27 protein-coding genes and 1 other RNA gene are annotated in these 23,011 nt (G+C 61.5%); 25 read left to right on the forward strand and 3 right to left on the reverse strand.

Going from position 1 to position 23,011, the window contains the following annotated elements; all coding sequences use genetic code 11:
* The first annotated feature begins 65 nt into the window (after positions 1-65).
* Together ssrA and IGS61_RS04425 are read left to right on the forward strand one after the other, a co-directional pair.
* Positions 66-426: a transfer-messenger RNA gene (gene ssrA / locus IGS61_RS04420) on the forward strand.
* A 262-nt stretch (positions 427-688) separates the two neighbouring features.
* A complete protein-coding gene (locus tag IGS61_RS04425; protein ID WP_230538502.1) occupies positions 689-1,810 on the forward strand; it encodes an acyltransferase family protein in 1,122 nt (373 codons plus the stop codon).
* Positions 1,811-2,207: 397 nt separating this feature from the next.
* On the opposite strand, the gene IGS61_RS04430 is transcribed toward IGS61_RS04425, so the two are convergent.
* From IGS61_RS04430 to IGS61_RS04440, 3 genes are read right to left on the reverse strand one after another with little or no spacing between them, the layout of a single operon-like run.
* Positions 2,208-2,423, reverse strand: coding sequence for a hypothetical protein (locus tag IGS61_RS04430; RefSeq protein ID WP_230538503.1), 216 nt, complete (start codon positions 2,421-2,423; stop codon positions 2,208-2,210).
* Positions 2,420-3,478: a phage portal protein gene (locus IGS61_RS04435; protein WP_230538822.1), complete on the reverse strand. Its 1,059-nt coding sequence runs from the start codon at positions 3,476-3,478 to the stop codon at positions 2,420-2,422. Before IGS61_RS04435 ends, IGS61_RS04430 begins: the two co-directional genes overlap by 4 nt.
* Before the next feature lie 14 nt (positions 3,479-3,492).
* Positions 3,493-5,304, reverse strand: a complete 1,812-nt coding sequence (locus tag IGS61_RS04440) for a terminase ATPase subunit family protein (protein ID WP_230538504.1) — start codon at positions 5,302-5,304, stop codon at positions 3,493-3,495.
* Between the two features lie 136 nt (positions 5,305-5,440).
* Between IGS61_RS04440 and IGS61_RS04445 the strand changes: the two genes are divergently transcribed.
* From IGS61_RS04445 to IGS61_RS04555, 23 genes are all read left to right on the forward strand, one after another.
* The gene (locus tag IGS61_RS04445) at positions 5,441-6,229 is read left to right on the forward strand and encodes a GPO family capsid scaffolding protein (RefSeq protein ID WP_230538505.1); all 789 of its coding nucleotides are present in this window, start codon (positions 5,441-5,443) and stop codon (positions 6,227-6,229) included.
* A 48-nt stretch (positions 6,230-6,277) separates the two neighbouring features.
* On the forward strand, positions 6,278-7,297 hold the full coding sequence (locus IGS61_RS04450) for a phage major capsid protein, P2 family (RefSeq protein ID WP_230538506.1): 1,020 nt from the start codon (positions 6,278-6,280) through the stop codon (positions 7,295-7,297).
* A complete protein-coding gene (gene gpM / locus IGS61_RS04455; protein ID WP_230538507.1) occupies positions 7,297-8,013 on the forward strand; it encodes a phage terminase small subunit in 717 nt (238 codons plus the stop codon). Before IGS61_RS04450 ends, gpM begins: the two co-directional genes overlap by 1 nt.
* Before the next feature lie 96 nt (positions 8,014-8,109).
* On the forward strand, positions 8,110-8,613 hold the full coding sequence (locus IGS61_RS04460) for a head completion/stabilization protein (protein ID WP_442908023.1): 504 nt from the start codon (positions 8,110-8,112) through the stop codon (positions 8,611-8,613).
* Positions 8,613-8,822 (forward strand): tail protein X, encoded by a 210-nt coding sequence (locus IGS61_RS04465; protein WP_230538508.1) that lies wholly within the window; start codon positions 8,613-8,615, stop codon positions 8,820-8,822. The genes IGS61_RS04460 and IGS61_RS04465 overlap by 1 nt, the downstream gene beginning before the upstream one ends.
* 45 nt (positions 8,823-8,867) lie before the next feature.
* Positions 8,868-9,239 (forward strand): hypothetical protein, encoded by a 372-nt coding sequence (locus IGS61_RS04470; RefSeq protein ID WP_035820867.1) that lies wholly within the window; start codon positions 8,868-8,870, stop codon positions 9,237-9,239.
* The gene (locus tag IGS61_RS04475; RefSeq protein ID WP_230538509.1) at positions 9,239-9,799 is read left to right on the forward strand and encodes a glycoside hydrolase family 108 protein; all 561 of its coding nucleotides are present in this window, start codon (positions 9,239-9,241) and stop codon (positions 9,797-9,799) included. The genes IGS61_RS04470 and IGS61_RS04475 overlap by 1 nt, the downstream gene beginning before the upstream one ends.
* The gene (locus tag IGS61_RS04480; RefSeq protein WP_230538510.1) at positions 9,796-10,308 is read left to right on the forward strand and encodes a lysis system i-spanin subunit Rz; all 513 of its coding nucleotides are present in this window, start codon (positions 9,796-9,798) and stop codon (positions 10,306-10,308) included. The genes IGS61_RS04475 and IGS61_RS04480 overlap by 4 nt, the downstream gene beginning before the upstream one ends.
* A complete protein-coding gene (locus tag IGS61_RS04485) occupies positions 10,292-10,780 on the forward strand; it encodes a phage tail protein (protein WP_230538511.1) in 489 nt (162 codons plus the stop codon). Before IGS61_RS04480 ends, IGS61_RS04485 begins: the two co-directional genes overlap by 17 nt.
* Positions 10,777-11,244: a phage virion morphogenesis protein gene (locus IGS61_RS04490; protein ID WP_230538512.1), complete on the forward strand. Its 468-nt coding sequence runs from the start codon at positions 10,777-10,779 to the stop codon at positions 11,242-11,244. Before IGS61_RS04485 ends, IGS61_RS04490 begins: the two co-directional genes overlap by 4 nt.
* A gap of 125 nt (positions 11,245-11,369) precedes the next feature.
* A complete protein-coding gene (locus IGS61_RS04495; protein ID WP_230538513.1) occupies positions 11,370-11,858 on the forward strand; it encodes a hypothetical protein in 489 nt (162 codons plus the stop codon).
* Between the two features lie 87 nt (positions 11,859-11,945).
* Positions 11,946-12,725 (forward strand): MltR family transcriptional regulator, encoded by a 780-nt coding sequence (locus tag IGS61_RS04500; RefSeq protein ID WP_230538514.1) that lies wholly within the window; start codon positions 11,946-11,948, stop codon positions 12,723-12,725.
* A 205-nt stretch (positions 12,726-12,930) separates the two neighbouring features.
* The gene (locus IGS61_RS04505) at positions 12,931-13,575 is read left to right on the forward strand and encodes a phage baseplate assembly protein V (RefSeq protein ID WP_230538515.1); all 645 of its coding nucleotides are present in this window, start codon (positions 12,931-12,933) and stop codon (positions 13,573-13,575) included.
* Positions 13,572-13,916 (forward strand): GPW/gp25 family protein, encoded by a 345-nt coding sequence (locus tag IGS61_RS04510; RefSeq protein ID WP_230538516.1) that lies wholly within the window; start codon positions 13,572-13,574, stop codon positions 13,914-13,916. Before IGS61_RS04505 ends, IGS61_RS04510 begins: the two co-directional genes overlap by 4 nt.
* Entirely contained in the window at positions 13,913-14,824 is a 912-nt protein-coding gene (locus tag IGS61_RS04515) for a baseplate assembly protein (protein WP_230538517.1), read from the forward strand. The genes IGS61_RS04510 and IGS61_RS04515 overlap by 4 nt, the downstream gene beginning before the upstream one ends.
* Entirely contained in the window at positions 14,817-15,437 is a 621-nt protein-coding gene (locus IGS61_RS04520; RefSeq protein WP_230538518.1) for a phage tail protein I, read from the forward strand. The genes IGS61_RS04515 and IGS61_RS04520 overlap by 8 nt, the downstream gene beginning before the upstream one ends.
* Positions 15,434-17,173: a phage tail protein gene (locus IGS61_RS04525; RefSeq protein ID WP_230538519.1), complete on the forward strand. Its 1,740-nt coding sequence runs from the start codon at positions 15,434-15,436 to the stop codon at positions 17,171-17,173. The genes IGS61_RS04520 and IGS61_RS04525 overlap by 4 nt, the downstream gene beginning before the upstream one ends.
* Positions 17,170-17,676 (forward strand): hypothetical protein, encoded by a 507-nt coding sequence (locus IGS61_RS04530; RefSeq protein WP_230538520.1) that lies wholly within the window; start codon positions 17,170-17,172, stop codon positions 17,674-17,676. The genes IGS61_RS04525 and IGS61_RS04530 overlap by 4 nt, the downstream gene beginning before the upstream one ends.
* Before the next feature lie 30 nt (positions 17,677-17,706).
* A complete protein-coding gene (locus IGS61_RS04535; RefSeq protein WP_230538521.1) occupies positions 17,707-18,882 on the forward strand; it encodes a phage tail sheath protein in 1,176 nt (391 codons plus the stop codon).
* A gap of 50 nt (positions 18,883-18,932) precedes the next feature.
* Positions 18,933-19,442, forward strand: coding sequence for a phage major tail tube protein (locus IGS61_RS04540; RefSeq protein ID WP_230538522.1), 510 nt, complete (start codon positions 18,933-18,935; stop codon positions 19,440-19,442).
* Positions 19,443-19,482: 40 nt separating this feature from the next.
* The gene (locus tag IGS61_RS04545; protein WP_230538523.1) at positions 19,483-19,791 is read left to right on the forward strand and encodes a phage tail assembly protein; all 309 of its coding nucleotides are present in this window, start codon (positions 19,483-19,485) and stop codon (positions 19,789-19,791) included.
* A gap of 8 nt (positions 19,792-19,799) precedes the next feature.
* Positions 19,800-19,913, forward strand: a complete 114-nt coding sequence (locus tag IGS61_RS04550) for a GpE family phage tail protein (protein WP_071650284.1) — start codon at positions 19,800-19,802, stop codon at positions 19,911-19,913.
* Positions 19,914-23,000 carry a phage tail protein gene (locus IGS61_RS04555; protein ID WP_230538524.1) on the forward strand — a complete coding sequence of 1,029 codons (3,087 nt, stop codon included), beginning with the start codon at positions 19,914-19,916 and terminating at the stop codon, positions 22,998-23,000.
* The last annotated feature ends 11 nt before the right edge of the window (positions 23,001-23,011 follow it).

Genomic DNA, 23,011 nt, shown 5'->3' on the forward strand with positions numbered 1-23,011 from the left:
TGGCACACCAGCAAGCGAATGCACCATGCAAGAGTGGTCAGATTGCGCTACAATGAAGGTTCTGTGGGGACGACCTGGTTTCGACGTGGGTTGCAAAGCAGCGCAGGGCATACCGAGGGCGGGCTACCTCGTAAATACAACCTGAAAAAACTTAACTGCAAACGATAACTCGTACGCACTGGCAGCTTAATCGCTGTTAGCTCTAGAACACCTCGTCCCTGGGGTGGGCCGTCAAAAGCTCTAGAGTCATTTACAGGGACTCGTCGTATGCTGGGTTACTTAGCGTCCGACTAAATAATAGGTAACTCGCTTGCCCATAACGTGCACATCCGTGCTGGCTGAGTTAAATTAAATGATAGTGCTAAGTATGTAGAACTGTCTGTGGAGTGCTTGCGGACGCGGGTTCGATTCCCGCCGTCTCCACCACTGAATTGTTTAGAATCAAGTAGTTAGCAAGAAGAAGGCTGTCATTATTTGGGTTGTTTTTGGGCTGTTTCAGCCTAGGAATGACAACAAAATGACAGCCTTTTTTTTGCTCATGAAATGCGCGCGCCAAGGCGGCACCAACTAAAATTCAAGCAAAAATTGAAATGTTTGAGTACTTCTTACCTCGGACATACCTAAGGCAAAAAACCGCGACTGTAGTAGTATCGCGGACCGGCAGATAGTCGCAATGGAGCAAAAGGTAATGTCCCCCGTCGTCGCAAGACTCCCCAAAATAACCGAAAATATTTCCTCGCAGCTTGATTCCATACGCGGTCTTGCAGCAATTTCAGTCGTGATCGGACATGCCAATCAGGTCTTGTTAGCCCCGTTTTACGAGAGGTTATCGCCATGGCTTGGGTTGTTGGCTCAAAGTTCAGTAATGATTTTCTTTGTTCTCAGCGGCTTTTTGATCGGGAAATCCATCAGCAGCAATATTGCAAAAAACGGCGGTGCGCTCTCACTAAAAAAATATCTTGGTGATCGCATTATAAGAATCTGGCCACCGCTCCTGCTATCTATCGCATTGTTGATTTTACTATATCAGATTGCCCCCTTCGTCTTCGCGAGCGGCTCCCGCGCATTTCTGTCTATGCCCGGTCATGCGCTTGCGCGCCAAGAATTCACCTATGAGCCAATGCAGCTTCTTGGGGCTGCCGTTGCGGTGAACGGTTTCTTTACCGATACGCCAAATTCGAACGGCGCTTTATGGAGCCTGTCTATCGAGGTCTGGTACTACCTGCTGGCCGCAATTGTCGCCTGGCCAAAACGCTGGTGGAAACTGGCTTCGATCCCCGCAGTAGCGGCATTGCTTTATGTCGGATGGAACAATGATCAGTTTTACTACTACCTGCCGGTCTGGTGGGCCGGTTACCTAATATCCATCTTGCACAATCGGTCCGTCCTTCCGCCGGCCAAATATTTGTGGCTGGCAGCCACCGTGTTCCTTTTCCCCGCAATTTTCTTTGCGACAAAGACGCTGACTGTTGAAGACGCCCGCACTGCGTGGCATTTTCTTGTTCTCTACAATATCGCTACCGGCTTATGCTTTTCAGCCATTCTTGCCCTCATTCTGGTCGGCAGTGCCAAATTCACGACCATATTTCGTTCGGCAGCTCCATATTCCTATACCCTTTACATCATCCACATGCCTATCCTTCTGTTTCTTTTTGGCATTGTTCAACCTTGGATGCAAAGATCAGTTTTACTTTGCCCCCTCATAGCAGTTGGCAGCGTGGTATGCATTATTGCGATAGCCCGTTTGGCAGCCCTGGTCGTGGAAAATCGAAACAAGGTCAAATCGTTTTTCATTCACGCAGCAATTTAGCTCCATGGTGTTGGCATACAACAGAGGTACGCTGCATTCCCCACCATGGCACGAAAGCCGTCCTTCCCACGCCATTGCACCAACCGTACGAAAAACCGCTCAAAGTGCGTCAAAATGCGTCAAATCGCATGCCCCCTCTTCGCCCCGCCGCGCCAGTCCTCATGCGCCTTCGGCCATGGCGCAAATTTGAGTCAAAAGCCCCCTATATAGCGGGCAGGTGTGGAGGGGGGACAACTGCGCGCGCCGGGCCGAAATGGGGATTTTTCTTGCCTCCATGGCAATTTCATTCATTAGGACGTAAAAAAGCCGCCTCGTAGGCGGCTTGTGCGGTGGCTGGGGTGCGCTGGCGCGCCTGGGCTGCCACGGCCCGGCCCTGCCAGCTATCGCTGCGTGGTGGTCATCCTGCGCGGCCGGCGCGCGCCTTGGCCACCTGCTCTTTCTCGTAGTCATCGCGGCAGTCCACATTGCAGAACAGCAGCGCGGGCGCCAGCGCCTCGTCGCAGTAGTGGCAGCAGCCATGCGCCACCAGGGCGGGCCGGCACCGTACAGCAGCCAGGCCGCGCGCCACCTCGGCGAAGATGATCTTGTCGGTGTTGTCGATGTGATCGCTCATGCCGCGCCCTCCCCGCCCGTGGCCAGGTCATACGGGGCGAAGCGCACCACTTCCACGCCGGCCCACTCGTTGATCGCTTCGAACTGCGCCTGCAGCGGCACCAGCTCGTTACGCGCGAAGACGCGCGCGGCCGGTTCGACGGCGCCGAAGCCGCCGGCATTGTTCGGCAGGATACCCATCAGCTGGGGCGGCACGCGGTGCGCGGCCAGCTGGTCGTCGCGCGTCACGCTCTTGATGTTGAAAAATTCGTCCTTGGCGGCCACGTCCGACACGGGCAGGATCTGGATGCCATCCTTCTTGCCGTTCGGCGCGTACATGAACAGGTTGCGGAAGTTGCCCGGCCCCTTGCTGTCGCGCATGGCCTGGCGCAGGTTGTCCACGTCCTGGGTATTCGCCGCAGCGTCCGTCATGTAGAAGACGAAGCCGGCGTGCGAACCGTTCTTGTAGTACTTGCGGCGGAACAAGGTGGCCGCCTCGTTGAGCCAGGCCGATTGCAGGGCGCTCAAGTACTGCGGCACGCCGTACAGCTCCTGATTCACGTCCGGTTCCATCAGGTGGAACACGCGGCCCTTGTCGAACTGGTGCACAGCCTGGTAGCCGTTCACGAAGAAATACGTGTCCAAATCGACGCCGCGCCGCATGTACTTGGCCAGGGCATGCTGGTACGCCAGCGCCTTGCCGCTGCGGCTGGGCCGATCTTCCAGGTAGGCATTGCCGAATGTCAGGAAGTCCAGTGCCATGCGTTTGAAGGCGTCGCGCGACAAATACTTGCTGGGGATCAGGGTAGACGCCAGCACGTTGGCCTTGAAGTGAATCGCGCTGCTATGGTGCACGCCGGCATTGAAGGACTTGGCCAGGCCGGCCAGGTTGACGGGCGGCTCATACCAGTGGCCGTTCTTCCAGCATTCGAAGCAGTCGAGAATATCGGCGTGCTCGAGCACGGGCGTCGGGTCGCCGAAGGAAAACGCCTCGATGCCGGCGGCGGCCGGCGCCGTGGCCGTGGCCGTGGCCGCTGTTGATGGCGCGCTCCCGGCCTGCTGGCCGCGCGCGCGCAAGTGTCGTGCTTTGCTCAAGAATAAATCTCCATGAAAGATTGGTGGTTGTCGGTGGTGCCTTCGAAAGGCTCGTGGTCGAGGGCGTGCATGCAGGCCCACGCCAGGTCGGCGTGGCCGGTTTCATCGCTGCGGCCGGCGACATAGGTCACGTGCCGCCCGCTTGGGGTGAGGGTCTTGTGGATGGCCATGAACGATTGCGCGATGTCGGTCCAGCCGGCGTCGAACTCCAGCCGGCCCTTGCTGATGATGTTTTTGGCTTTCAGCACCATGCGGGTTTTGACTTCGGGCGAATAGTTCAGCGGCGTGACGGCCGGGAAGAAGCCGCGGACAATGGGCAGCACGCCGATGCCCATGCCCGTGGTATCGATGCCGATGTATTCGACGTTGTAGCGTTGGGTCATCTGACGGATGGCGTCGGCGTGGTCTTCAAAGCTCTGCCCGCGCCACTGGTGGCGCTCCAGGATGCGGAACTTGCCGCCGGCTGTCATCGGCGGCGCCAGCACGACGCAGCCGGCGCTGTCGCCATTCAAGGCCGGGTCGTAGCCGATCCACACGGGCCGGTTGCCAAACGGGCGCAGGCCCAGCAAGGGCTTGTAGTCGTCCCATTCGACCCAGGAATCGACCATGCAGCGCTGCAGCTCGGCCAGCGGGAAGACCGAGGCCGAGTCGTCAATAAAGTTGCACATCAGCAGGTTGTCAAACTGGTCGGGGCTGTATTCGAAGTTGCGCAGCTCGTCGATATCGAACAGGTTGCAGCCGCCGCGCTCGGCGTCCAGGATGGTGACGATCTGGCGCCAGATCTTGTCCTCGCCCGTAAAGCCCGACGACAGGCGGCCATGGCTCACGTCGATATTCACCTGGTCGGCCTTGGCGCGGCGCTTGTTGAACAGCTCGCCCGTCCAGAACGGATAGGCCTGGTGCGTGGTCGACGATGGCGTCGAGAAATAGGTCTTGCGCCACTTCTTGTGGATGGCCATGCCTGAGGCCACTTTGTTGAGTTCCTGGAAGTTCTGCGTCCAAAAGAATTCATCGAAGTAAAAATTGCCGTGGTAGCCCTGCGCCGTGCGCGCATTGGTGCCCAGGAAGTACAGATGCGCGCCGTTCGGCAGCACGATGGGATCGCCCGTCAGCTCGATGCCGGCCGCTTCGCGCGCAAATTGCACGATGTATTGCTTGAAGACGTGCGCCTGCGACTTCGACGCGGACAGGAAAATCTGGTTGCGGCCCGTCTCCATAGCATCGGCCAGCGCCTCGCGGGCGAAATACCAGGTGGCGCCGATCTGGCGGGACTTGAGGATGGCGCGCGTGCGCTGGTCGCCGTTGCGATACCAAACTTTCTGGTAATCGAACAGCGAATCCTGGAAGGCGTCGAGCAGCTGGATTTTCTGTTCTTCGCTGAAATCGTTGCGCGTCGGCTTCTTCTTCGGGCCGGCATTGCGGTTCGCCAGCTTGGGGTTGAGATCGACCTCGTTGCCGCCCGGCTGCTCATAGCGGCGCACGCGCGCCATCTGCACGATGGTGCGCGCGAGTAAATCGATTTCCTTGTAGTCGCTGCCGCTCTTGACCTCTTTTTCGATCAGTTTGACCAGGCGCAGCTCGGCCGACGCCTCGACGTGCTCGATGGCCTGGGCCTTGTCCCATTCGTCGCGCAGCTTCCAGCTGTTGATGGTGCTGCGCTTGATTCCCAAGTGGCGGGCGATGGACGAAATGCGCCAGCCCTTCCAGTACAGGGCGCGCGCGGCGCGGCGTGGCTCGGACTCGGGCACGGCCAGTTCCGCGATTTTCTCGTCGGCCGTTTGTTCGCTTGTTTTCTCGATTGTCAGCATGCCGCCAGCGTAGGCCGCGCGCGCGCGGAGCGGGGAAAGGCAAAAGTCGCTATTGCCCATAGCAACCCGCAGCGCATTGAATCGCAGCGCCAAGACGTTGACCATGGCGTTATCCGATCAACCGAGACACGCCACCATGCCTAAATCCCAATTCTTCCGCGTCGCCACCGAAGGCGCCACCACGGACGGCCGCAACATCGACCGCGCCACCATCGAGCAGATCGCCGCCAGCTACAACCCGAAGACCTACGGCGCGCGCATCTGGCTGGAACATATCCGGGGCATCCTGCCCGACAGCCAGTTCAAGGCCTACGGCGACGTGATCGCCGTCAAGACCGAGGAAGTGGACACCGACAGCGGCAAGAAACTGGCCCTGTTCGCGCAGATCGAACCCACGCCGGAGCTGGTCGCCATCAACAAAGCGAAACAGAAGCTGTACACCAGCCTGGAAATCCAGCCCGACTTTGCCGACTCGTCGCAGCCCTACCTGGTCGGCCTGGGCGTCACCGACAGCCCGGCCAGCCTGGGCACCGAAGCGCTGAAATTCTCCGCCGGCCGCAAGCAGCAAAGCGCCAACCTGTTCACCTCCGCCGTCGAGGTGACGCTGGAATTTGACGAGCCGCAGGGCACCAAGCTGGCCGACGCCGTGAAAAACCTGCTGTCGCGCTTTTCGAACAAATCCGGCGCCGACGCGGCGCAGTTCGCCGACATCAGCGAAGCCGTGGAGGCGCTGGCCGGCCACGTCGTCACCGTCAACGACAACTATGCCGATGCCATCAAGCGCCTCGATGCCGCGGAAAAAGCGCAGAAAGCGACGCAGGACGAGCTGGCCACCTTCAAGGCGCAGATGGACGAAGCGCCCGGCAACGGCCCGCGCCGCCCGGCCGCCACCGGCAACGACGGCGCCGTGCAGACCGAGTTTTAAGCGCCCGCGCCCTTCCACGACACCCCATCAACAACGGAGCACTGATTTATGAAAAAGCAAACGCGCCAGGTCTTTGGCCAATACGAAACCCGCCTGGGCCAACTGAACGACACGGACAACGTGGCCAAAACCTTCAGCGTCACGCCCAGCGTGCAGCAAAAGCTGGAAACGAAGATGCAGGAATCGAGCGAGTTCCTGTCAAAAGTGAACATCATCGGCGTGACCGAACAGGAAGGCGAAAAGCTGGGCCTGGGCGTGTCCGGCCCGATTGCCGGCCGCACCAATACCAAGGACAAGGAACGCAAGACGCGCGACCTGTCCACCCTGGACGGCACCAAATACCGCTGCGAACAAACCAACTTCGACACGCATCTGAACTATGCCAAGCTGGATGCCTGGGCCAAGTTCCCCGACTTCCAATCGCGCGTGGCCAATGCCATCCTCACGCGCCAAGCGCTCGACCGCATCGTCATCGGTTTCAATGGCGTGAAAGCCATGGCTGACACCGATCTGGACGCCAATCCTCTGCTGCAGGACGTGAACAAGGGCTGGCTGCAGCACCTGCGCGAGCTGGCTCCCGAGCGCGTGCTGGGCCTGGTCGCCAACGGCATGCCGGGCAAGGTCATCATCGGCGACGTGGACGGCGCCGACTATGCCAACCTCGACGCGGCCGTCACCGATGCCGTCAACCTGCTGGACCCGTGGTATCAGGAAGACACCAATCTGGTGGCCATCGTCGGGCGCAAGCTGTTGAACGACAAGTATTTTCCATTGGTCAACACCAAGCAGGCGCCCACGGAAACCCTGGCGGCGGACATCATCATCAGCCAGAAACGCATCGGCGGCTTGCCGGCGGCGCGCGTGCCCTTCTTCCCCGATAACGCGATCCTGATTACGCGTTTCGACAATCTGTCGATCTACTTCCAGGAAGGCGCACGCCGCCGCCGCGTCGAGGACGTGCCGAAACGCGACCGCATCGAGAACTACGAGTCGTCCAACGACGCCTACGTGATCGAAGACCTGGGCCTGGCCGCGCTGGTGGAAAACATCGAGCTGAAAGACAAGTAATGGCGAATATCTCCCCTGCCCTGCGCCACCGCGCGCGCATGCTGGCCGAGCGCACGGCCGGCGCCGCCGCGCCGCAAGGCGTCACCACCGGCACGGCCTACGAGCTGATGCTCTACAAGCTGGCCGACGACCGCCGGCGCCTGAAGTCCATCCAGTCGGTGGAACGCAAGATCGAGGTCAAGGCCACCTTGCTGCCCGACTATGCGCAGTGGATCGACGGTGTGCTGGCCGGCGGCAAGGGCGCCCAGGATGACGTCTTCGCCACGCTATTGGTGTGGCATATCGACACGGGCGAGTATGCGCGCGCCCTGGTCATGGCCGAATACGCGCTGGCGCATAAATTCACCCTGCCCGAGACTTACAGCCGCGACATCGCCACGCTGATGCTGGACGAGTTCGCCGAGGGCTATTTGCACGGCAAACTGGCCAGCGATCCGCAGCACGCGGCGCAGGTGCTGGGCACCGTCGAGCAGTTGACGGCCGCCAGCGACGCGCCCGACCAGGCGCGCGCCAAACTGCACAAGGCGATTGGCCTCGCCATGATCGCCGTGCTCGATCAGGCCGACGATACGGACATCGCCCCGGAACTGGTGCAGCAGGCGGAAAACGCCATGGCCCAGCTGAAACGTGCGCGCGCCCTGTCGGAGTCTTGCGGCGTCAAGAAAGATATGGAACGGCTGGAGCGGCGCCTCAAGCGCGCGGCCGGTTCCACGTAAAGAGCATCCCCCGCAGCACGGCGGCACGGGGGGATTCTGGCCGAACCATCGACCTGATGAACCCCGTCCACCGCCCACTTTTTGAAAGCGCCCCGTATGTCCTTCATGGCCCTGCCTCCGTCAAACCAGCCTGGCACCACCCCTGCTCCGCCAGCGCCGGCCGCCGGCATCATCGAGAACGACGGCTGGTTTCCCGACATCCTGCTCACCGATATGCGTGACGCCATGCGCCTGGACGGCACCGTCACCGACGCGCGCCTGGTGCAAGCCGTGGTCGATGCCATCCTGCACGTCAACCGCGAGCTGGCCGACTGGCAGGCCGCGCATGCGCAAGCGGGCATAGCCGCCCTGGTCGACGTGCCGGCCACGCGCATCAACCGCGAGTCCCGCTTGCTGGCGCAGTACCGGCGCGCCGTCTACAGCACGGCGAAGGCAGACCTGATCGAGCGCTACCGCGATTACGACAGCACGGCCACCTCCGTGAGCGACAAGAAAAGCATGGAGTGGCTGGACGAGGCGCCCGGCGCGCAGCGGCGCAATGCGCAATGGGCCATCGCCGATATCGTCGGCCGCACGCACCTGACCGTGGAACTGATCTGATGCAGGTACGCACGCAGCAGCACGACACGGTGGACGCCCTGGTGTGGCGCTACCTGGGCGACGGCGCGGGATACGTCGAGCACACCCTGGAAATGAATCCCGCGCTGGCGCGCCACGGCGCCGTGCTGCCGGCCGGCCTGGTCGTCACCCTGCCGGAACCTGCAGCCAGCGTGGCCACCGTGGCCAACGTTGTGCAGCTATGGGACTGACTTTTTTAACAACCTTCACTTATCCTCATCATGGAGAAACAAGCTATGTCCGCAGAATCATTTGGTGGTTTCGCCACCCTGGTCAAACTGTACGGCTTCAAGGCGGCGCTGGGCATGGTCGGCGCCGCCATGCTGTACATCGTGCTGCCGCCGCTGAACAGCGACGGCACCTTCAACAAGGGCGAATTCGTCGCCCGCCTGGCCTGCGCTGGCGTGTTCTCATGCCTGCTGGGCGGCACCGTGTACCAGCTGCTGTGCGCCCAGCTCCCGGCCATCGGCGCCATGGTCAACGCCTCAGCCATCGACCTGATCGTCGGCGCGCCCGGCTGGTGGGTATCGCGCGCCGTGGCGCTGTGGTTCCAGCGCCGCAGCGACAAGGACATCGCCGAGCTGGTCAAAGACGCGAAGGAACATTGATGGCCACCACCGACAATCCACTGATCGCGCGCGTCATCGACGCCATCTTGCGCGCCGAAGGCGGCTATGTGAACGACCCGCAAGACAAAGGCGGCGAAACCAATTACGGCATCACTGTCGCCGTGGCGCGCGCCAACGGCTACGCGGGAGCGATGCGCGATCTGCCCGTGGCGGTGGCGCGCGCGATCTACACAGCCCGCTACATCACGAAACCGCAGTTCGACCAGGTGCTGGCCCTGCATGCCGGCATCGGCGCCGAAGTGATCGACACGGGCGTCAACATGGGGCCGCACCGCGCGGCCGAGTTCCTGCAGCGCTGGCTGAACGGTTTCAATGACACGGGCGCCCGCTATCCCGCCCTGTTCGTCGACGGCCGCCTGGGCACGCAGTCGCTGGGTGCACTGGCCGCTTTCCTGAAATGGCGCGGCCAGGATGGCGCCACCGTGCTGCTGCGCGCCTTGAACGGCCTGCAGGCGGCGCGCTACCTGGAAATCACCGAAGCCAACAAGAGCCAGCGCCGTTTCCTGTTCGGCTGGATCAAGGAACGGGTGGCCATGTGACCGCAACCACCTGGCGCCCGCTGGCCGCCTGCCTGCTGTGCGGCGCCCTGGCTGGCTGGACGGCGCAGGGCTGGCGCAAGGACGCAAGCATCGCCGCACTGCAGCGGACGGGCGCCACCAATAAAACCAATGCCGCCATCGCGCTGGCCCAGGCCACCGCCCGCGTGCTGACGCTGGAACGCGCCGCCGGCGCCGCCCTGGCGCAGCGCGCCGACCACCTCAACCAGGAGCAAACCCATGCGAAAACCGAGCGTGACCGTTTTAACGATGACGTGCGCAGCGGCGCTGTGCGCCTGTCAATCCCCGTTGCCAGCGGCCAGTGCGCCGCCACTGCAGATCCCGCCGCTGCCGCAAGCCATCGGCACCAAGCGCGCGCCGAACTTGACCCAGCGACTGCGGCAGCTCTTGACGCCATTGCCGGCGACGGCGACGACGCCACCCGCCAGCTGAACGCCTGCATCGACGCCTACAACCTAGTACGAGACACCTCCCATGTACAAACCGAATAGCCTGCGCCAGCACTTGGCCGCCGCGATTCCCCAGCTGCAGCGCGATCCCGACCGCCTGCTGGTCTTTGCCGACGAGGGCAACGTGGTGGCGTCGGCCACCGCCTCGCTGTCCTTCGAATACCGCTTCAAGCTCAACCTGATCGTGACCGACTACGCGGGCGACGCCGACGCCATCATGGTGGCCCTGATCGCCTGGCTGAAAGTCCACCAGCTCGACCTGATGACCAACGAGGAAACGCGCAAGCACGGCATCGCCTTCGAGGTCGATTTTAATAATCATGAAACGGTCGATATGTCCATCAAGCTGGACCTGACCGAGCGCGTGGCCGTCAAGACCGGCGAAGCGGGCCGCCTCGACATCAAGCACCTGGCCGAGATACAGCACATGCCAGCCTATGCAGACGAGTTCTGGAAGCTGTACGACGGCGAGACTCTGCTGGCCGAATGGCGCACGCCCGAGGCCACGCCATGAGCGGCGACCTGCACGCGCTGGAAGTCTGGGCGGGCGCCCTGCTGGCCAAGCTGCAGCCCGCCCAGCGCCGCGCCATCAATCACAAGGTGGCCACCGACCTGCGCCGCAGCCAGGCGCAGCGCATCAAGGCGCAGCAAGGGCCTGACGGCGCGGCCTATCCGGCGCGCAAGCGGCGCAAGGAATTGAAGGGAAAGAATGGGCGCATCAAACGGCAGAAGGCAGCGATGTTCGCCAAGATTCGCACCGCAAAACACCTGAAAGTAAAGGCAACCGGCGATCAGATCGAGGCCGGGTTCTTTGGCTGGGTGGCGCGAGTGGCACATGTGCATCAGTTTGGCCAGCAAGACCGCCTGAGCAAGAAAGGGCCGGTATACAAGTACCCGGAGCGGCCGCTACTGGGCTTGAGTGAGCCGGATCGGACGTTGATACGCGAATCCTTGTTGCGTCACATGGAAAAAAACTAAGATGCTTCAATGCAAACTTCAACTGACATTAGTTATCAGATGAGTTAGAGTCGCAGGATACAGGCGGTCACTAGCCAAAAACGATAATTTCGAAAAAATATTTTTTATGAGTTTAGGATCATTAGATGAATGGACCATTTCCACGTATGCCTTTGCCACAAGAATTGGCATATGAATTCATAGGTATATTCGCAAGATGCGAATACGCGTTAAAAAGTACTGATTTTGCCAGAGGTGGGGAGGTCTCCGTCGAAGCAAACTGGGACAAGTTCGCAACATCAATAGATGAGAGTTTTCGACGCGTCCCCGCTCAGCCATTCATGGATGCTGTACATTATCTTCTAACCGAACCACCAAGAAAACAGGTATTACGAGAAGGCCGTGTTGATTGGAATAACTCCCCTCCCGACGTTAATCTTCCTGATGCGCAGAAGGTACTTCTGATGGTTCGACGAGTTAGAAATAACCTATTTCACGGAGCCAAAATCTGGTCTCCAGAATATGATAACCGAGAGCGAGACATTAAATTAGTTGAGGCTTCACTATGTGTACTCAAGCACGTTGTAGAGCTAAACACAAATGTTAATATTGCATTTGCCGTTGGGGCATTTTAAATATAATTTCCTCGCTTCCAATCTTCCGTACGACTAAAAAATTTCAGATGCAGCCAGTCCCGTGCACGAAGTTGAATTTGAGTAGCCATGATAAAAAATGACCCGAAAACTTCAAACAGTCCTAAACCTGAAGACGATGTTTATAGTGAAATAAATCTATTAACGAGCTCGCTACGTGAACTTGACGACCGAGGCTTGGTCCTTTCGCTAGCCGCATTTGCTGAGGAGGCCCTTGGCGATCTTCTGAAAGCATTCTTAATGCCTTCGGACGCAACAACTCAACTAGTTGAAGGGTTCAATGCCCCACTTGGAACATTTTCGTCTCGCATTAAAGCTGCTTATTCCATTGGCTTAATCACCAAAGAGCAATTTCAAGATCTTGAGATTTTGCGTAAGATTCGGAACGAATTTGCACACAACTGGAAACCAGTTGACATGGCTAAGCAAAAAATTGCCGCGTTAATTGATAATATGACATATAGTCGATTAGATAATAATTTCCCGACTACTTCCAGCGAGAAGATTCGTAGTTCCATGAGTTGCTTGTTGATTGAAATATGTGCTTCGACCCACCAAATCAAAAAACGCGGCACCCAAGCGAAATTAATCGGAAATCATCTCATGTGTGGATTCTCTGGAGACTTCGCCTCCCAGATTAAAAAAGCCCGTGCAGAGCTGGATAACATCGTACATAATCTAGAAAAATCACAAGGAAAGGAAGTCAATTTCTACCTAATACTACTTGTACGATTCAAGGATAGATTGACGGTTTTAGCGAAACCAGAAAATCCCGAGCAGAAAAAAGAACTTACAGATTTCTATGAATATTTTGATAGTCGACTGCGTGATTTGCAGGCTAATAAATGATCCACTCCATAGTGGCGCCCTTAATCTCCTACTTGATGCGTACCAATCTCTTCAATGACAGCCGTGGGGAGGAAATAACCGCTAGCCACATCACTCCATAAAAGGAAAATATGAGTGTATGCCTGGTGGACCGCCATAGTCACTAAGCCACTTATCAACCCGCCTCCGCGTGCATCCGCACGCGGACTTCGGCAACATGCATTGCATGAACGCCGACCTGTCCGACCTCCTCCGCTTGCTGCAAAACCTGATTCGCCTGGGCACCATCGCCGAGGTCAACGGGGCCAAGGCGCGCGTACGGCTCGGGCCAACCCTTACCACCGAATGGCTGAAATGGTCCACCCGGCGCGCCGGCAGCACGCGCACCTGGTCGGCGCCCACGGTCGGCGAACAGGTCATGGTATTTTCCCCCGGCGGCGACCTGACGCGCGGCATCATTTTGCCCGCCCTGTACTCGCAGGAATTTGACGCGCCCGAAACCAGCGACACCATCCACACCACGCATTACCCGGACGGCGCCGTGGTGCAGTACGACCATGCTGCCCACGCCCTGACGGCGACGCTGCCCGGCGGCACCGCCACCATCACGGCCGACAAGGTGACATCAAACGCGCCCAGCACCATTTGCACGGGCGACCTGACCGTCATGAAAAACCTGATCGTCAACGGCGCGACCGCCCTGAACGGCGGCGTGAACGCCAAGGCCGGCGCCGCTGGCGGCGTGGCCATGGCCGTGCAAGGGACGATCAAAGCCAGCGAGGACGTGCTGGCCGGCGCCATCAGCCTGGCCAAGCATGCGCACGGCGGCGTCAAGGGCGGCGGCGACCAGTCGGGCGGGCCGCAATCATGATGGGCATGCACGCCGCCACCGGGCGCAGCCTGACCGGCCTGGGCCACCTGCGCCAGTCCGCCACCGACATCCTCACCACGCCCATCGGCTCGCGCATCCGGCGCCGCCGCTATGGTTCCGAAGTGCCCGAGCTGATCGACCAGCCCCTGAACAGCGCGACGCAGTTGCGCATCTACGCCGCCACCGCCTTTGCCCTGCGCCGCTGGGAGCCGCGTTTGCAGCTCGCCAGCGTGCAGCTCACGCGCGACACGGACGGCGCCATCGCGCTGCTGCTCGATGGCACGGCGAATGGCCAGGCCATCACCATGGCCGTACCCGTCAAGCAAGGCGGCGCTGTATGAGCACGCCCATCGACCTGACCCAATTGCCGGCACCGAGCGTGGTTGAGGTGCTGGACTTCGAAGCCATCCTGGCGAGCCGCAAGGCGCACCTGGTCAGCCTGCTGCCGGAAGCCGAACGCGCCGCCGTCACGGCCCTGCTGGAACTCGAATCGGAACCGGCCACCAAGCTGCTGGAAGAGAACGCATATCAGGAAACCATCCTGCGCAACCGCGTCAACGAGGCGGGCAAGGCCGTCATGCTGGCGTTTGCCCTCGACGGCGACCTGGACCAGCTGGGCGCCAACGTCAACGTGGCGCGCCTGGTCATCACGGCGGCCAATCCCAACGCCCTGCCGCCCGTGGCCGCCGTCATGGAAGATAACGACGCCTACCGCCTGCGCATCCAGGAAGCGCCGGATGGCCTGTCCGTGGCCGGCCCGAAAGCGTCCTACGAATTCCACGCGCGCAGTGCCGACGGCCGCGTCAAGGACGCGAGCGCCACCAGCCCCGCGCCGGCCAGCGTCACCGTCACGGTGCTGGCCAACAACGACACAGGCATCGCCGACGCCGCGCTGCTGGCCACCGTGGCGCGCGCGCTCAACGCCGAGGAAGTGCGCCCCCTGGGCGACCGCTTGAGCGTGCAGGCCGCCCAGGTCATCGACTACCAGATCGAAGCGACCTTGTATATCGGCGTCGGCCCGGAAGTGCCGATTCTGCTGGACGCCGCGCGCGCCAACGCCGTGCGCGTATCGCAGCCGCGCCGCCCGCTGGGGCACAGCATCTACCGTTCCGCCTGCAGCGCCGCCGTGCACGTCGAAGGCGTGCGCAAGGTCGTCTTGACCAGCCCGGCGGCGGACATCGAACTGAACGCCACCCAGGCCGCCCGCTGCACGGCCATCAAGCTCAATGTCGTGGTGCGCGATGAATAACTTTGTGCCGACTCTGCCGCCCAACACCACGGCGCTGGAACGCGCCATCGCCATGGCCTGCGCCGAGCTGGTCAACGTACCCGTGCCGCTGCGCGAGCTGTGGAACGCCGACCGCTGCCCGGTCAACTTGCTGCCGTTCCTGGCCTGGGCCTGTTCCGTGGACCGCTGGGACGACACCTGGCCCGAATCGACCAAGCGCGGCGCCATCAAGGCGTCCTATTTCATCCACAAGCACAAGGGCACGATTGCCGCCGTGCGCCGCGTGGTGGAGTCCCTGGGCTATTTGATCCGCATCACCGAATGGTGGCAGACCACGCCACCGGGCGTGCCGGGCACCTTCCGTCTCGACGTCGGCGTGCTGGACACGGGCATCACCGACGCCATGTTTCAGGAAATGGAACGCCTGATCGCCGACGCCAAGCCCGTCAGCCGCCATATGACCGGCCTGGCGATTTATCTGGAAAGTCGCGGCACGGTTTACACCGGCATTGCCGCCTACCACGGCGACGTCATGACCGTCTTTCCGTGGATTGCGGAAACCATCGAAGTGCGCGGCACGCTGTTGCAGGCCGGCGCATCCCATACCATCGACACCATGACCATCTATCCATGAGCACATATTTCGCTATTCTGACGCAGGTGGGCGAGGCCAAGCTGGCCAATGCCATCGCCCTGGGGCAAACCCTGAAACTGAAAAAAATGGGCGTCGGCGACGGCAACGGCACCCTGCCGGTTCCCGACCGAGGACAAAAGGCGCTGCTACGCGAGGTGCACCGCGCCGACTTGAACAAATTGGACAAAGACCCGGCCAACAGCAGCCAGATCATTGCCGAACAAGTGCTGCCCGAGAACGTGGGCGGCTGGTGGATGCGCGAACTCGGCATCTACGACGAGGCGGGCGACCTGTGCGCGGTGGCCAACTGCCCGCCCAGCTACAAGCCATTGATGGCCGAGGGCAGCGGGCGCACGCAAGTGGTGCGCATCGTGCTGATCGTCGCCAGCACGGCTGCCATCGAGCTGAAAATCGATCCGTCCATCATCCTGGCCACCCGTAAATATGTCGATGACCAGGACATCACCGTGCGCGCCTACAGCGACGCGCAACTGGCCAAACACCTGGCCGCTCTTGATCCGCATCCGCTGCTGGCCAAGGTCGCCTATGTCGATCAGCAGGACGCCAGCGCGCGCGCCTATGGCGAACAGCAACTGGCCAAGCATCAGGCGGCTCTTGACCCGCACCCGCTGCTGGCGAAGGTCGCCTATGTCGATCAGCAAGACACCAGTGCGCGTGCCTATGGCGATCAGCAACTGGCCAAGCACCAGGCTGCTGCAGATCCGCACCCGCTGCTGGCGAAGGTCGCCTATGTCGATCAGCAGGACGCCAGCGCGCGCGCGTATGGCGACCAGCAACTGGCCAAGCATCAGGCGGCCGCCGACCCGCATCCGCTGCTGGCGAAGGTCGCCTATGTCGATCAGCAGGACACCAGCGCCCGCACCTATGGCGATCAGCAACTGGCCAAGCATCAGGCTGCGGCAGACCCGCATCCGCTCCTGGCAAAGACTGCCTATGTCGATCAGCAGGACACCAGCGCGCGCGCCTATGGCGACCAGCAACTGGCCAAGCACCAGGCCGCAGCCGATCCGCATTCGCAATACAGTAAAAAAGAAGTGGCAACACTGCCGAAGTTCAGCGCGTCGAGCAAGCTGGCCAGCGCCGAGTTTGTACAGCAGGCACAAGGCAGCATGGTGAAATACGTTGGCGTGAATGCCGACCGCATCTTGACAGCGGACGACATGGGCGCCGCCCTGTACTTTACCGCCCCTGGTCTGACCCTCACCATTCCCAGCCCGGACTCGCTGGGCATTCCCGCCAATTCGGGCAAGTACTTCAAGCTCTTCGGCCTGAACCAGTCGCCAGGCACGATTGCGTCCGGAGCCGGCGTGGTCATTGGCTATGACGTTGGCGACGTGAAAAAAATCATCATCAAACAAGGCCAGTTCATCACCGTGATGGCAACAAGCGGCCAAGTCTGGCAAGTCATCGATGCAACCGCCGAAATGGGGCGCAATGCCGACTTTTCGTCAAAGTTGGTTGGAAGTAACGGCCACCAAAAACTGCCAGGTAATTTCATCATGCAATTTTGGCGATGCCACCGCGACGCCTGCAGGAAGCTTCATTACATTCGATATCGCCTTCCCTGTGGAGTGCTTCGGCGTCTGCCTCACCGGCGCCAACAACGACGCCGTCAATCGCCTGGGAACCGGCAAGCCAACCAGGACAGGCTTTGCTGCGTACTCGTCCGACTCCACTCCGGCCACTCGTTACATCGCTTTCGGGAAATAACATGACCATCTTTTATTCCAATACCACCCGTGGGTTTTATCCCGAGGATATGCGTGCCGACTACGAACAGGCCGGCACCTGGCCGGCCGATGGCGTCAAGGTCGCGCCCGAGGACGAGGCCATGCTGCGCGAGGCAATCACCGCTGGCGCGACCATCCGCAAGCAGTCCGGCGGCAAGTGGAGTATCACCGCGCCACCGCCGCCACCGTTTGCCGTGCTGGCCACGCCCTACCTGGCCGGCGTGCGCCAGGCGCGCGACGCCATCCTCAACCGGCTGGCCGGCATTGGCTTTGCCGCCATGGCCAGTGGCGACGCGGCCACCGCGCAAGCGGTTGCCACGGCGCGCACCTGCCTGCTCGACATCACCACCTGCGCGACGGTCGCCGCCGCACAGGATCTGGATGCCCTGCAAGCGGCCGTCAGCGCCGAATTCCAGCGCATCGCCGACGCCTTGCCGGATGAGGCGCGGCGCGCCTTCGATGATGCGGGCACGACAGCGCCCCAGTAACGTCTTTTCACCACTCACCAGGAGAGCCCTATGGCCACCGACTACCACCATGGCGTGCGCGTCATTGAAATCAACGAGGGTTCGCGCCCGATCCGCACCGTCTCCACGGCCGTGCTGGGCCTGATCGCCACGGCCGACGATGCCGACCCGGAGGCCTTCCCGCTCGATACGCCCGTGCTCGTCACCAACGTGCTGGCCGCCATGGGCAAGGCCGGCAAGACGGGCACCTTGTATCGCAGCCTGGCGGCCATCGCCGCGCAGACCAAGCCGCTGACGGTCGTCGTGCGCGTGGCAGAAGGCGAAACGGAAGCGGAAACCACGACCAATGCCGTGGGCGGCGTCTCGCCCGATGGCAAGTACCTGGGCGCCCAGGCGCTGCTGGCCGCGCAAAGCAAGCTTGGAGCGAAACCGCGCATCCTGGGCGCGCCGGGGCTGGACACCCAGGCCGTCACCAATGCCCTGGCCAGCGTGGCGCAGCGCCTGCGCGGCTTCGTATATGCGTCGGCCTACGGCTGCGCCACCATCACGGCGGCCACCGCCTACCGTGGCCAGTTCGGCCAGCGCGAAGTGATGATGATCTGGCCGGATTTTGTGAACTGGAATACCGCCACCGACGAGGAAGCCGGCATTTCGGCCGTGGCCTACGCCATGGGCCTGCGCGCCAAGATCGACGAGGAAACGGGCTGGCACAAGACTTTATCGAACGTGGTCGTCAACGGCCCGACCGGCATCAGCAAGGATGTGTTTTTCGACTTGCAAGACCCGGCCACCGATGCCGGCGTTCTCAACGCCAAGGAAGTGACCACCCTGATTAACATGGGCGGCTACCGCTTCTGGGGTTCGCGCACCTGCGAGGCGCCGGGCGGCTTCTTCTATTTCGAAAGCTACACGCGCACGGCCCAGGTGCTGGCCGACACCATCGCCGAGGCGCACTTCGCCTACGTCGATGTGCCCTTGCATCCGTCCCTGGTGCGTGACCTGCTGGAAAGCATCAACGCCAAGTTCCGCGACCTGAAATTGCAGGGCTACATCATCGACGGCCATGCCTGGTATGACGAGCAATACAACGACAAGACGGCGCTGAAAGACGGCAAGCTGGCCATCGATTACGACTACACGCCCGTGCCGCCGCTGGAAAACCTGAAATTCCAGCAGCGCATTACCGACCGCTACCTGGCCGACTTCGCCTCCCGCATCGCGGCTTAACCATCCCCGTGCCCGCCGCGTGCGGGTGCCACTGACCACTGGAGAACACTATGGGCATGCCCCACAAACTCAAGCAATTCAACGTATTTCAAAACGGCGTCCTGTTCATGGGCATGGTGCCCGAAGTCACCTTGCCGAAACTGAGCCGCAAGATGGAAGAGTACCGCGCCGGCGGCATGAGCGGCCCCGTGTCCGTCGACTTCGGCAACGAGGCGCTGTCGCTGGAATGGAGCGGCGGCGGCCTGATCGCCGAAGCCCTGAAACAGTACGGCGCGCACACGCATGGCGCCGTGCAACTGCGCTTTGCCGGCGCTTACCAGAACGACGATGACGGCAGCGTCGCCGCCGTCGAGGTCGTCGTGCGCGGCCGTTACAAGGAAATCGACATGGGCGGCGCCAAGATGGGCGACGACACCACGCACAAATACACGATGGCGTGCAGCTATTACAAGCTGATGATCGACGGCGCCACCGTCATCGAACTGGACTTCATGAGCGGCACCGAGAACTTCGGCGGCGGCGATACCAACGCGGCCATCCGCAAGGCCATCGGCCTGTAATCCCCTTTTTTACTGACCACTCCACCACAAGGAACACAGCATGAACAACGATACCCAAAACAGCGCCGTCATCGAGCTGGACGAACCGATCAAGCGCGGCGACAGCTTCATCACCTCGCTGACCGTGCGCAAACCCAAGGCGGGCGCCCTGCGCGGCATTTCCCTGATCGAGCTGGCCAACCTGAACGTGTCGGCCCTGCAGATCGTCCTGCCGCGCATCACCGAGCCGACCCTGACCGCGCACGACATCGCCAACATGGATCCGGCGGATCTGCTGGCCGTGGGCGCCGAGGTTGCCGGTTTTTTGGCGAGCAAAGCCGATCGCCTTTCGGTATCCCCGGCGAAGTAGAAGACGCCATGGCCGACATTGCCGGCGTCTTCCACTGGACGCCGGCCGCGATGGACGGTTTTACGATTGATGAACTGATGGCCTGGCGCGAACGCGCCCGGCAGCGAAGCGGAGCGGAATAGATGGCTGGTCGGGATCTGAAATTACAGGTGGTATTTGCAGCGCTGGACAAGATTACCGGCCCGCTGAAAAAGATCATGGGCGGTTCCAGCGAGACGGCCAAGGCCTTGAAGGCCACCAGTGACCGCTTGCGCGACCTGAACGCCCAGCAAAAGAACATCAGCAAATTCCGCGAGCTGCACGGTGGCCTGGACGCCACCCGCACCAAACTGGAAGCGGCGCAACAGAAGGTGGCCAGCCTGGCCACCAAAATGAAACAGACGGAGGCGCCCACGCGTGCCATGACACGCGAATTTAACGCCGCCACCAAAGCGGCCAGCGCCTTGAAGACGGCAGGCCAGCAGCAGGCGCAGCAACTGCAAGTCATGCGCGAGCGCCTGGCGGGCGCCGGCATCGGCACCAAAGACCTGGCCAACCACGAACGCACCTTGCGCCGCGAGATCGAGGCCACCAACAAAACCACTACCTTGCAGCAGCAGAAGCTGGCCAACGCCGCGGCCAAGCAGCAGCGCGTCAGCAATGCCACGCAGCACGCCGACAAGCTGCGCAACAAGGCCGGCAACCTGGCCATGGCCGGTGCTGGCGCGACCGCCACGGGCGCCGTCATCGGCGCGCCCGTGGTCAAAGGGCTGAACGAGGCCAAGCACTATCAAACAGAAGTGGGCAGGGTCAACGCGCTGGGCCTGGGCGACAAGGTGTCCGGCGAGGCCGTCGCCTTCGCGCGCAACATGAAGACCTACGGCACCAGCCAGCTCGACAACCTGCAGCTCATGCGCGACGGCATGAGCGCCTTTGCCGATGTGCACCATGCGGAAATGGTCGCCCCTACCCTGGCCAAGATGAAGTTTGCCAATCACGCCTTCTTTGGTGAGGAAGAAGGCGCCGACAACGAACGCAAGTTCATGGACATGCTCAAGGTGATCGAGCTGCGCGGCGGCCTGGAGAGCAAGGAAAAGTTCGAAGCCCAGGCAAATATCGTGCAGCAGGTCATCACCGCCACGGGCGGGCGCGTCGGCCCGAATGAATGGCTGAACATGATCAAGACGGGCGGCATCGCGGCCAAGGGCTTGAAAGATGATGCCTTCTACTACCAAATGGAACCGCTGGTGCAGGAAATGAGCGGCAACCGCGTCGGCACGTCCCTGATGAGCGCCTACCAGAACTTATACCAGGGCCGCACGACGAAACGGTCGGTCAAAAAGCTGGATGAGTTCGGCCTGATTGGTGACAAGAGCAAGGTCACGCCTGACAAGGCGGGGCAAATTGCCTTCCTTGATCCAGGTGCGCTGCTGGGTTCCGAGCTGTTCCGCGAAAACCAGTTCGAATGGCTGGAAAAGGTGCTGTTGCCGCAACTGGCCAAGAAGGGCATCACGGAGAAAAAGCACGTGCTCGATGCCATCGGCAGCATCTTTTCCAACCGCACCGCGTCGAACCTGTATTCGCAGATGTACCTGCAGCGCGTGCAGATCCACAAAAATGAAAAACTCAACCGTGGCGCCGCCGATATCGGCCGGCTGGAAAAGCTGGGGCGCGACTCGGCGGCCGGCAAGGAACTGGAAGCGCAGTCCAAGCTGGCCAACCTCAAGCTCACCATGGGCGAAAAAATCCTGCCGCTGTACGCGCAGGGGCTGGAACTGGCGATTTCCGCCGTGCAGCGCCTGAACGGTTTCATGGAGCGCAACCCGACCGTGGCCAAGCTCATGATTACCGCCTTTGCCGTGCTGGCCGGCCTGCTGCTGGTGCTGGGGCCGCTGATGCTGGGCATCGCCGCCATGATCGGCCCGTATGCCATGCTGCACGTCATGTTTGCCAAGATGGGCGTGACGGGCGGCGTGCTCACGCCCATCCTGCGCAAGCTGGGCGGCGCCTTCATGTGGGCGGGCCGGGCCGTGCTGTGGCTGGGCCGTGCTCTTCTGATGAACCCGATTGGCATCGCCATCACGGTCATTGCCGGCGCCGCCTTCCTGATCTACAAATACTGGGAGCCGATCAAGGCTTTCTTTGGCGGCCTGTGGTCAGACGTCAAGGCGGCGTTTGCCGGCGGCTTTACCGGCATCAATAGCCTGATCGCCGACTGGTCACCGCTGGGCCTGTTCTATCGCGCCTTCGCGGGCGTGCTGGGCTGGTTCGGTATCGCACTGCCGGCCAGGTTCACCGACTTTGCGGCCAGCATCCGGGGGCGCTTCGCCAAGGGTCTGGCGCCGCTGGCCAGCTTCTTTACCGGCATCTGGTCGCAGATCAAGACCGCCTTTGCCGGAGGCATTGGCGGCGTCAGCGCCCTGATCGCCAACTGGTCACCGCTGGGCCTGTTCTATCGCGCCTTCGCGGGCGTGCTGGGCTGGTTCGGCATCGCGCTGCCCACCAAGTTTACCGACTTCGGCGCCACCATCCTGCAGCGCATCACCGCGTCCTGGGCGCCTATTTCCGCCTTCTTTGTCGATATCTGGTCGCGCCTGCGCACCGTCTGCGCCGGCGGCATGGGCAGCATCACGGCCCTGATTATCAACTGGTCGCCCGTCGGCGTGTTCTATCAGGCGTTCGCGGGCGTCATGAGCTGGTTCGGCATCAAGCTGCCGGCCCAGTTCACCGAGTTCGGTGCCAACATCCTGCGCGGCCTGGTCAACGGCATCACCGGTTCCATGGGCGCCGTCAAGGACGCCATCAGCAATGCCGGCTCCAGCACCATTGCCTGGTTCAAGGAAAAGCTGGGCATCCACAGCCCGAGCCGCGTGTTTGCCCAGCTCGGCGACTACACCATGCAGGGGCTGGCCGTGGGCCTGGACCGCAGCGAGGGCGAGCCGATTGCCAAGGTATCGAGCATGGCGCAGCGCCTGACGCAATTGGGCGCCGGCATCGCCATCGGCACGGCCACCGCCCTACCCGCCAGTGCCTTCGACACGCGCGCGCCGCTGGCCCAGGGCGGGTTCGGCGCCGGATTAAGCATTCAGGGCGACAAGATCGAAATCACGATCCAGGCGCAAGCCGGTTCCGATCCGCAGGCCATCGCCCGCGCCGTGTATGCGGCCATGGAACAGCGCGACCGCGAAAAGGCGGCGCGCATCCGCTCGTCCCTGCGCGACCACGATTAAGAAAGAAGCAC

The organism is Janthinobacterium sp. FW305-129, assembly GCF_020858115.1.
Taxonomy (GTDB): Bacteria; Pseudomonadota; Gammaproteobacteria; order Burkholderiales; family Burkholderiaceae_D; genus Janthinobacterium.

Bases quoted from the DNA above. Each gene is read 5' to 3' on its own strand.
- IGS61_RS04425 (WP_230538502.1), top strand. From the start codon at position 689: ATGTCCCCCGTCGTCGCAAGACTCCCCAAAATAACCGAAAATATTTCC.
- IGS61_RS04430 (WP_230538503.1), bottom strand. From the start codon at position 2,423: ATGAGCGATCACATCGACAACACCGACAAGATCATCTTCGCCGAGGTG.
- IGS61_RS04440 (WP_230538504.1), bottom strand. From the start codon at position 5,304: ATGCTGACAATCGAGAAAACAAGCGAACAAACGGCCGACGAGAAAATC.
- IGS61_RS04445 (WP_230538505.1), top strand. From the start codon at position 5,441: ATGCCTAAATCCCAATTCTTCCGCGTCGCCACCGAAGGCGCCACCACG.
- IGS61_RS04450 (WP_230538506.1), top strand. From the start codon at position 6,278: ATGAAAAAGCAAACGCGCCAGGTCTTTGGCCAATACGAAACCCGCCTG.
- gpM (WP_230538507.1), top strand. From the start codon at position 7,297: ATGGCGAATATCTCCCCTGCCCTGCGCCACCGCGCGCGCATGCTGGCC.
- IGS61_RS04460 (WP_442908023.1), top strand. From the start codon at position 8,110: ATGTCCTTCATGGCCCTGCCTCCGTCAAACCAGCCTGGCACCACCCCT.
- IGS61_RS04465 (WP_230538508.1), top strand. From the start codon at position 8,613: ATGCAGGTACGCACGCAGCAGCACGACACGGTGGACGCCCTGGTGTGG.
- IGS61_RS04470 (WP_035820867.1), top strand. From the start codon at position 8,868: ATGTCCGCAGAATCATTTGGTGGTTTCGCCACCCTGGTCAAACTGTAC.
- IGS61_RS04475 (WP_230538509.1), top strand. From the start codon at position 9,239: ATGGCCACCACCGACAATCCACTGATCGCGCGCGTCATCGACGCCATC.
- IGS61_RS04485 (WP_230538511.1), top strand. From the start codon at position 10,292: ATGTACAAACCGAATAGCCTGCGCCAGCACTTGGCCGCCGCGATTCCC.
- IGS61_RS04490 (WP_230538512.1), top strand. From the start codon at position 10,777: ATGAGCGGCGACCTGCACGCGCTGGAAGTCTGGGCGGGCGCCCTGCTG.
- IGS61_RS04495 (WP_230538513.1), top strand. From the start codon at position 11,370: ATGAATGGACCATTTCCACGTATGCCTTTGCCACAAGAATTGGCATAT.
- IGS61_RS04500 (WP_230538514.1), top strand. From the start codon at position 11,946: ATGATAAAAAATGACCCGAAAACTTCAAACAGTCCTAAACCTGAAGAC.
- IGS61_RS04505 (WP_230538515.1), top strand. From the start codon at position 12,931: ATGAACGCCGACCTGTCCGACCTCCTCCGCTTGCTGCAAAACCTGATT.
- IGS61_RS04510 (WP_230538516.1), top strand. From the start codon at position 13,572: ATGATGGGCATGCACGCCGCCACCGGGCGCAGCCTGACCGGCCTGGGC.
- IGS61_RS04515 (WP_230538517.1), top strand. From the start codon at position 13,913: ATGAGCACGCCCATCGACCTGACCCAATTGCCGGCACCGAGCGTGGTT.
- IGS61_RS04520 (WP_230538518.1), top strand. From the start codon at position 14,817: ATGAATAACTTTGTGCCGACTCTGCCGCCCAACACCACGGCGCTGGAA.
- IGS61_RS04525 (WP_230538519.1), top strand. From the start codon at position 15,434: ATGAGCACATATTTCGCTATTCTGACGCAGGTGGGCGAGGCCAAGCTG.
- IGS61_RS04530 (WP_230538520.1), top strand. From the start codon at position 17,170: ATGACCATCTTTTATTCCAATACCACCCGTGGGTTTTATCCCGAGGAT.
- IGS61_RS04535 (WP_230538521.1), top strand. From the start codon at position 17,707: ATGGCCACCGACTACCACCATGGCGTGCGCGTCATTGAAATCAACGAG.
- IGS61_RS04540 (WP_230538522.1), top strand. From the start codon at position 18,933: ATGGGCATGCCCCACAAACTCAAGCAATTCAACGTATTTCAAAACGGC.
- IGS61_RS04545 (WP_230538523.1), top strand. From the start codon at position 19,483: ATGAACAACGATACCCAAAACAGCGCCGTCATCGAGCTGGACGAACCG.
- IGS61_RS04550 (WP_071650284.1), top strand. From the start codon at position 19,800: ATGGCCGACATTGCCGGCGTCTTCCACTGGACGCCGGCCGCGATGGAC.
- IGS61_RS04555 (WP_230538524.1), top strand. From the start codon at position 19,914: ATGGCTGGTCGGGATCTGAAATTACAGGTGGTATTTGCAGCGCTGGAC.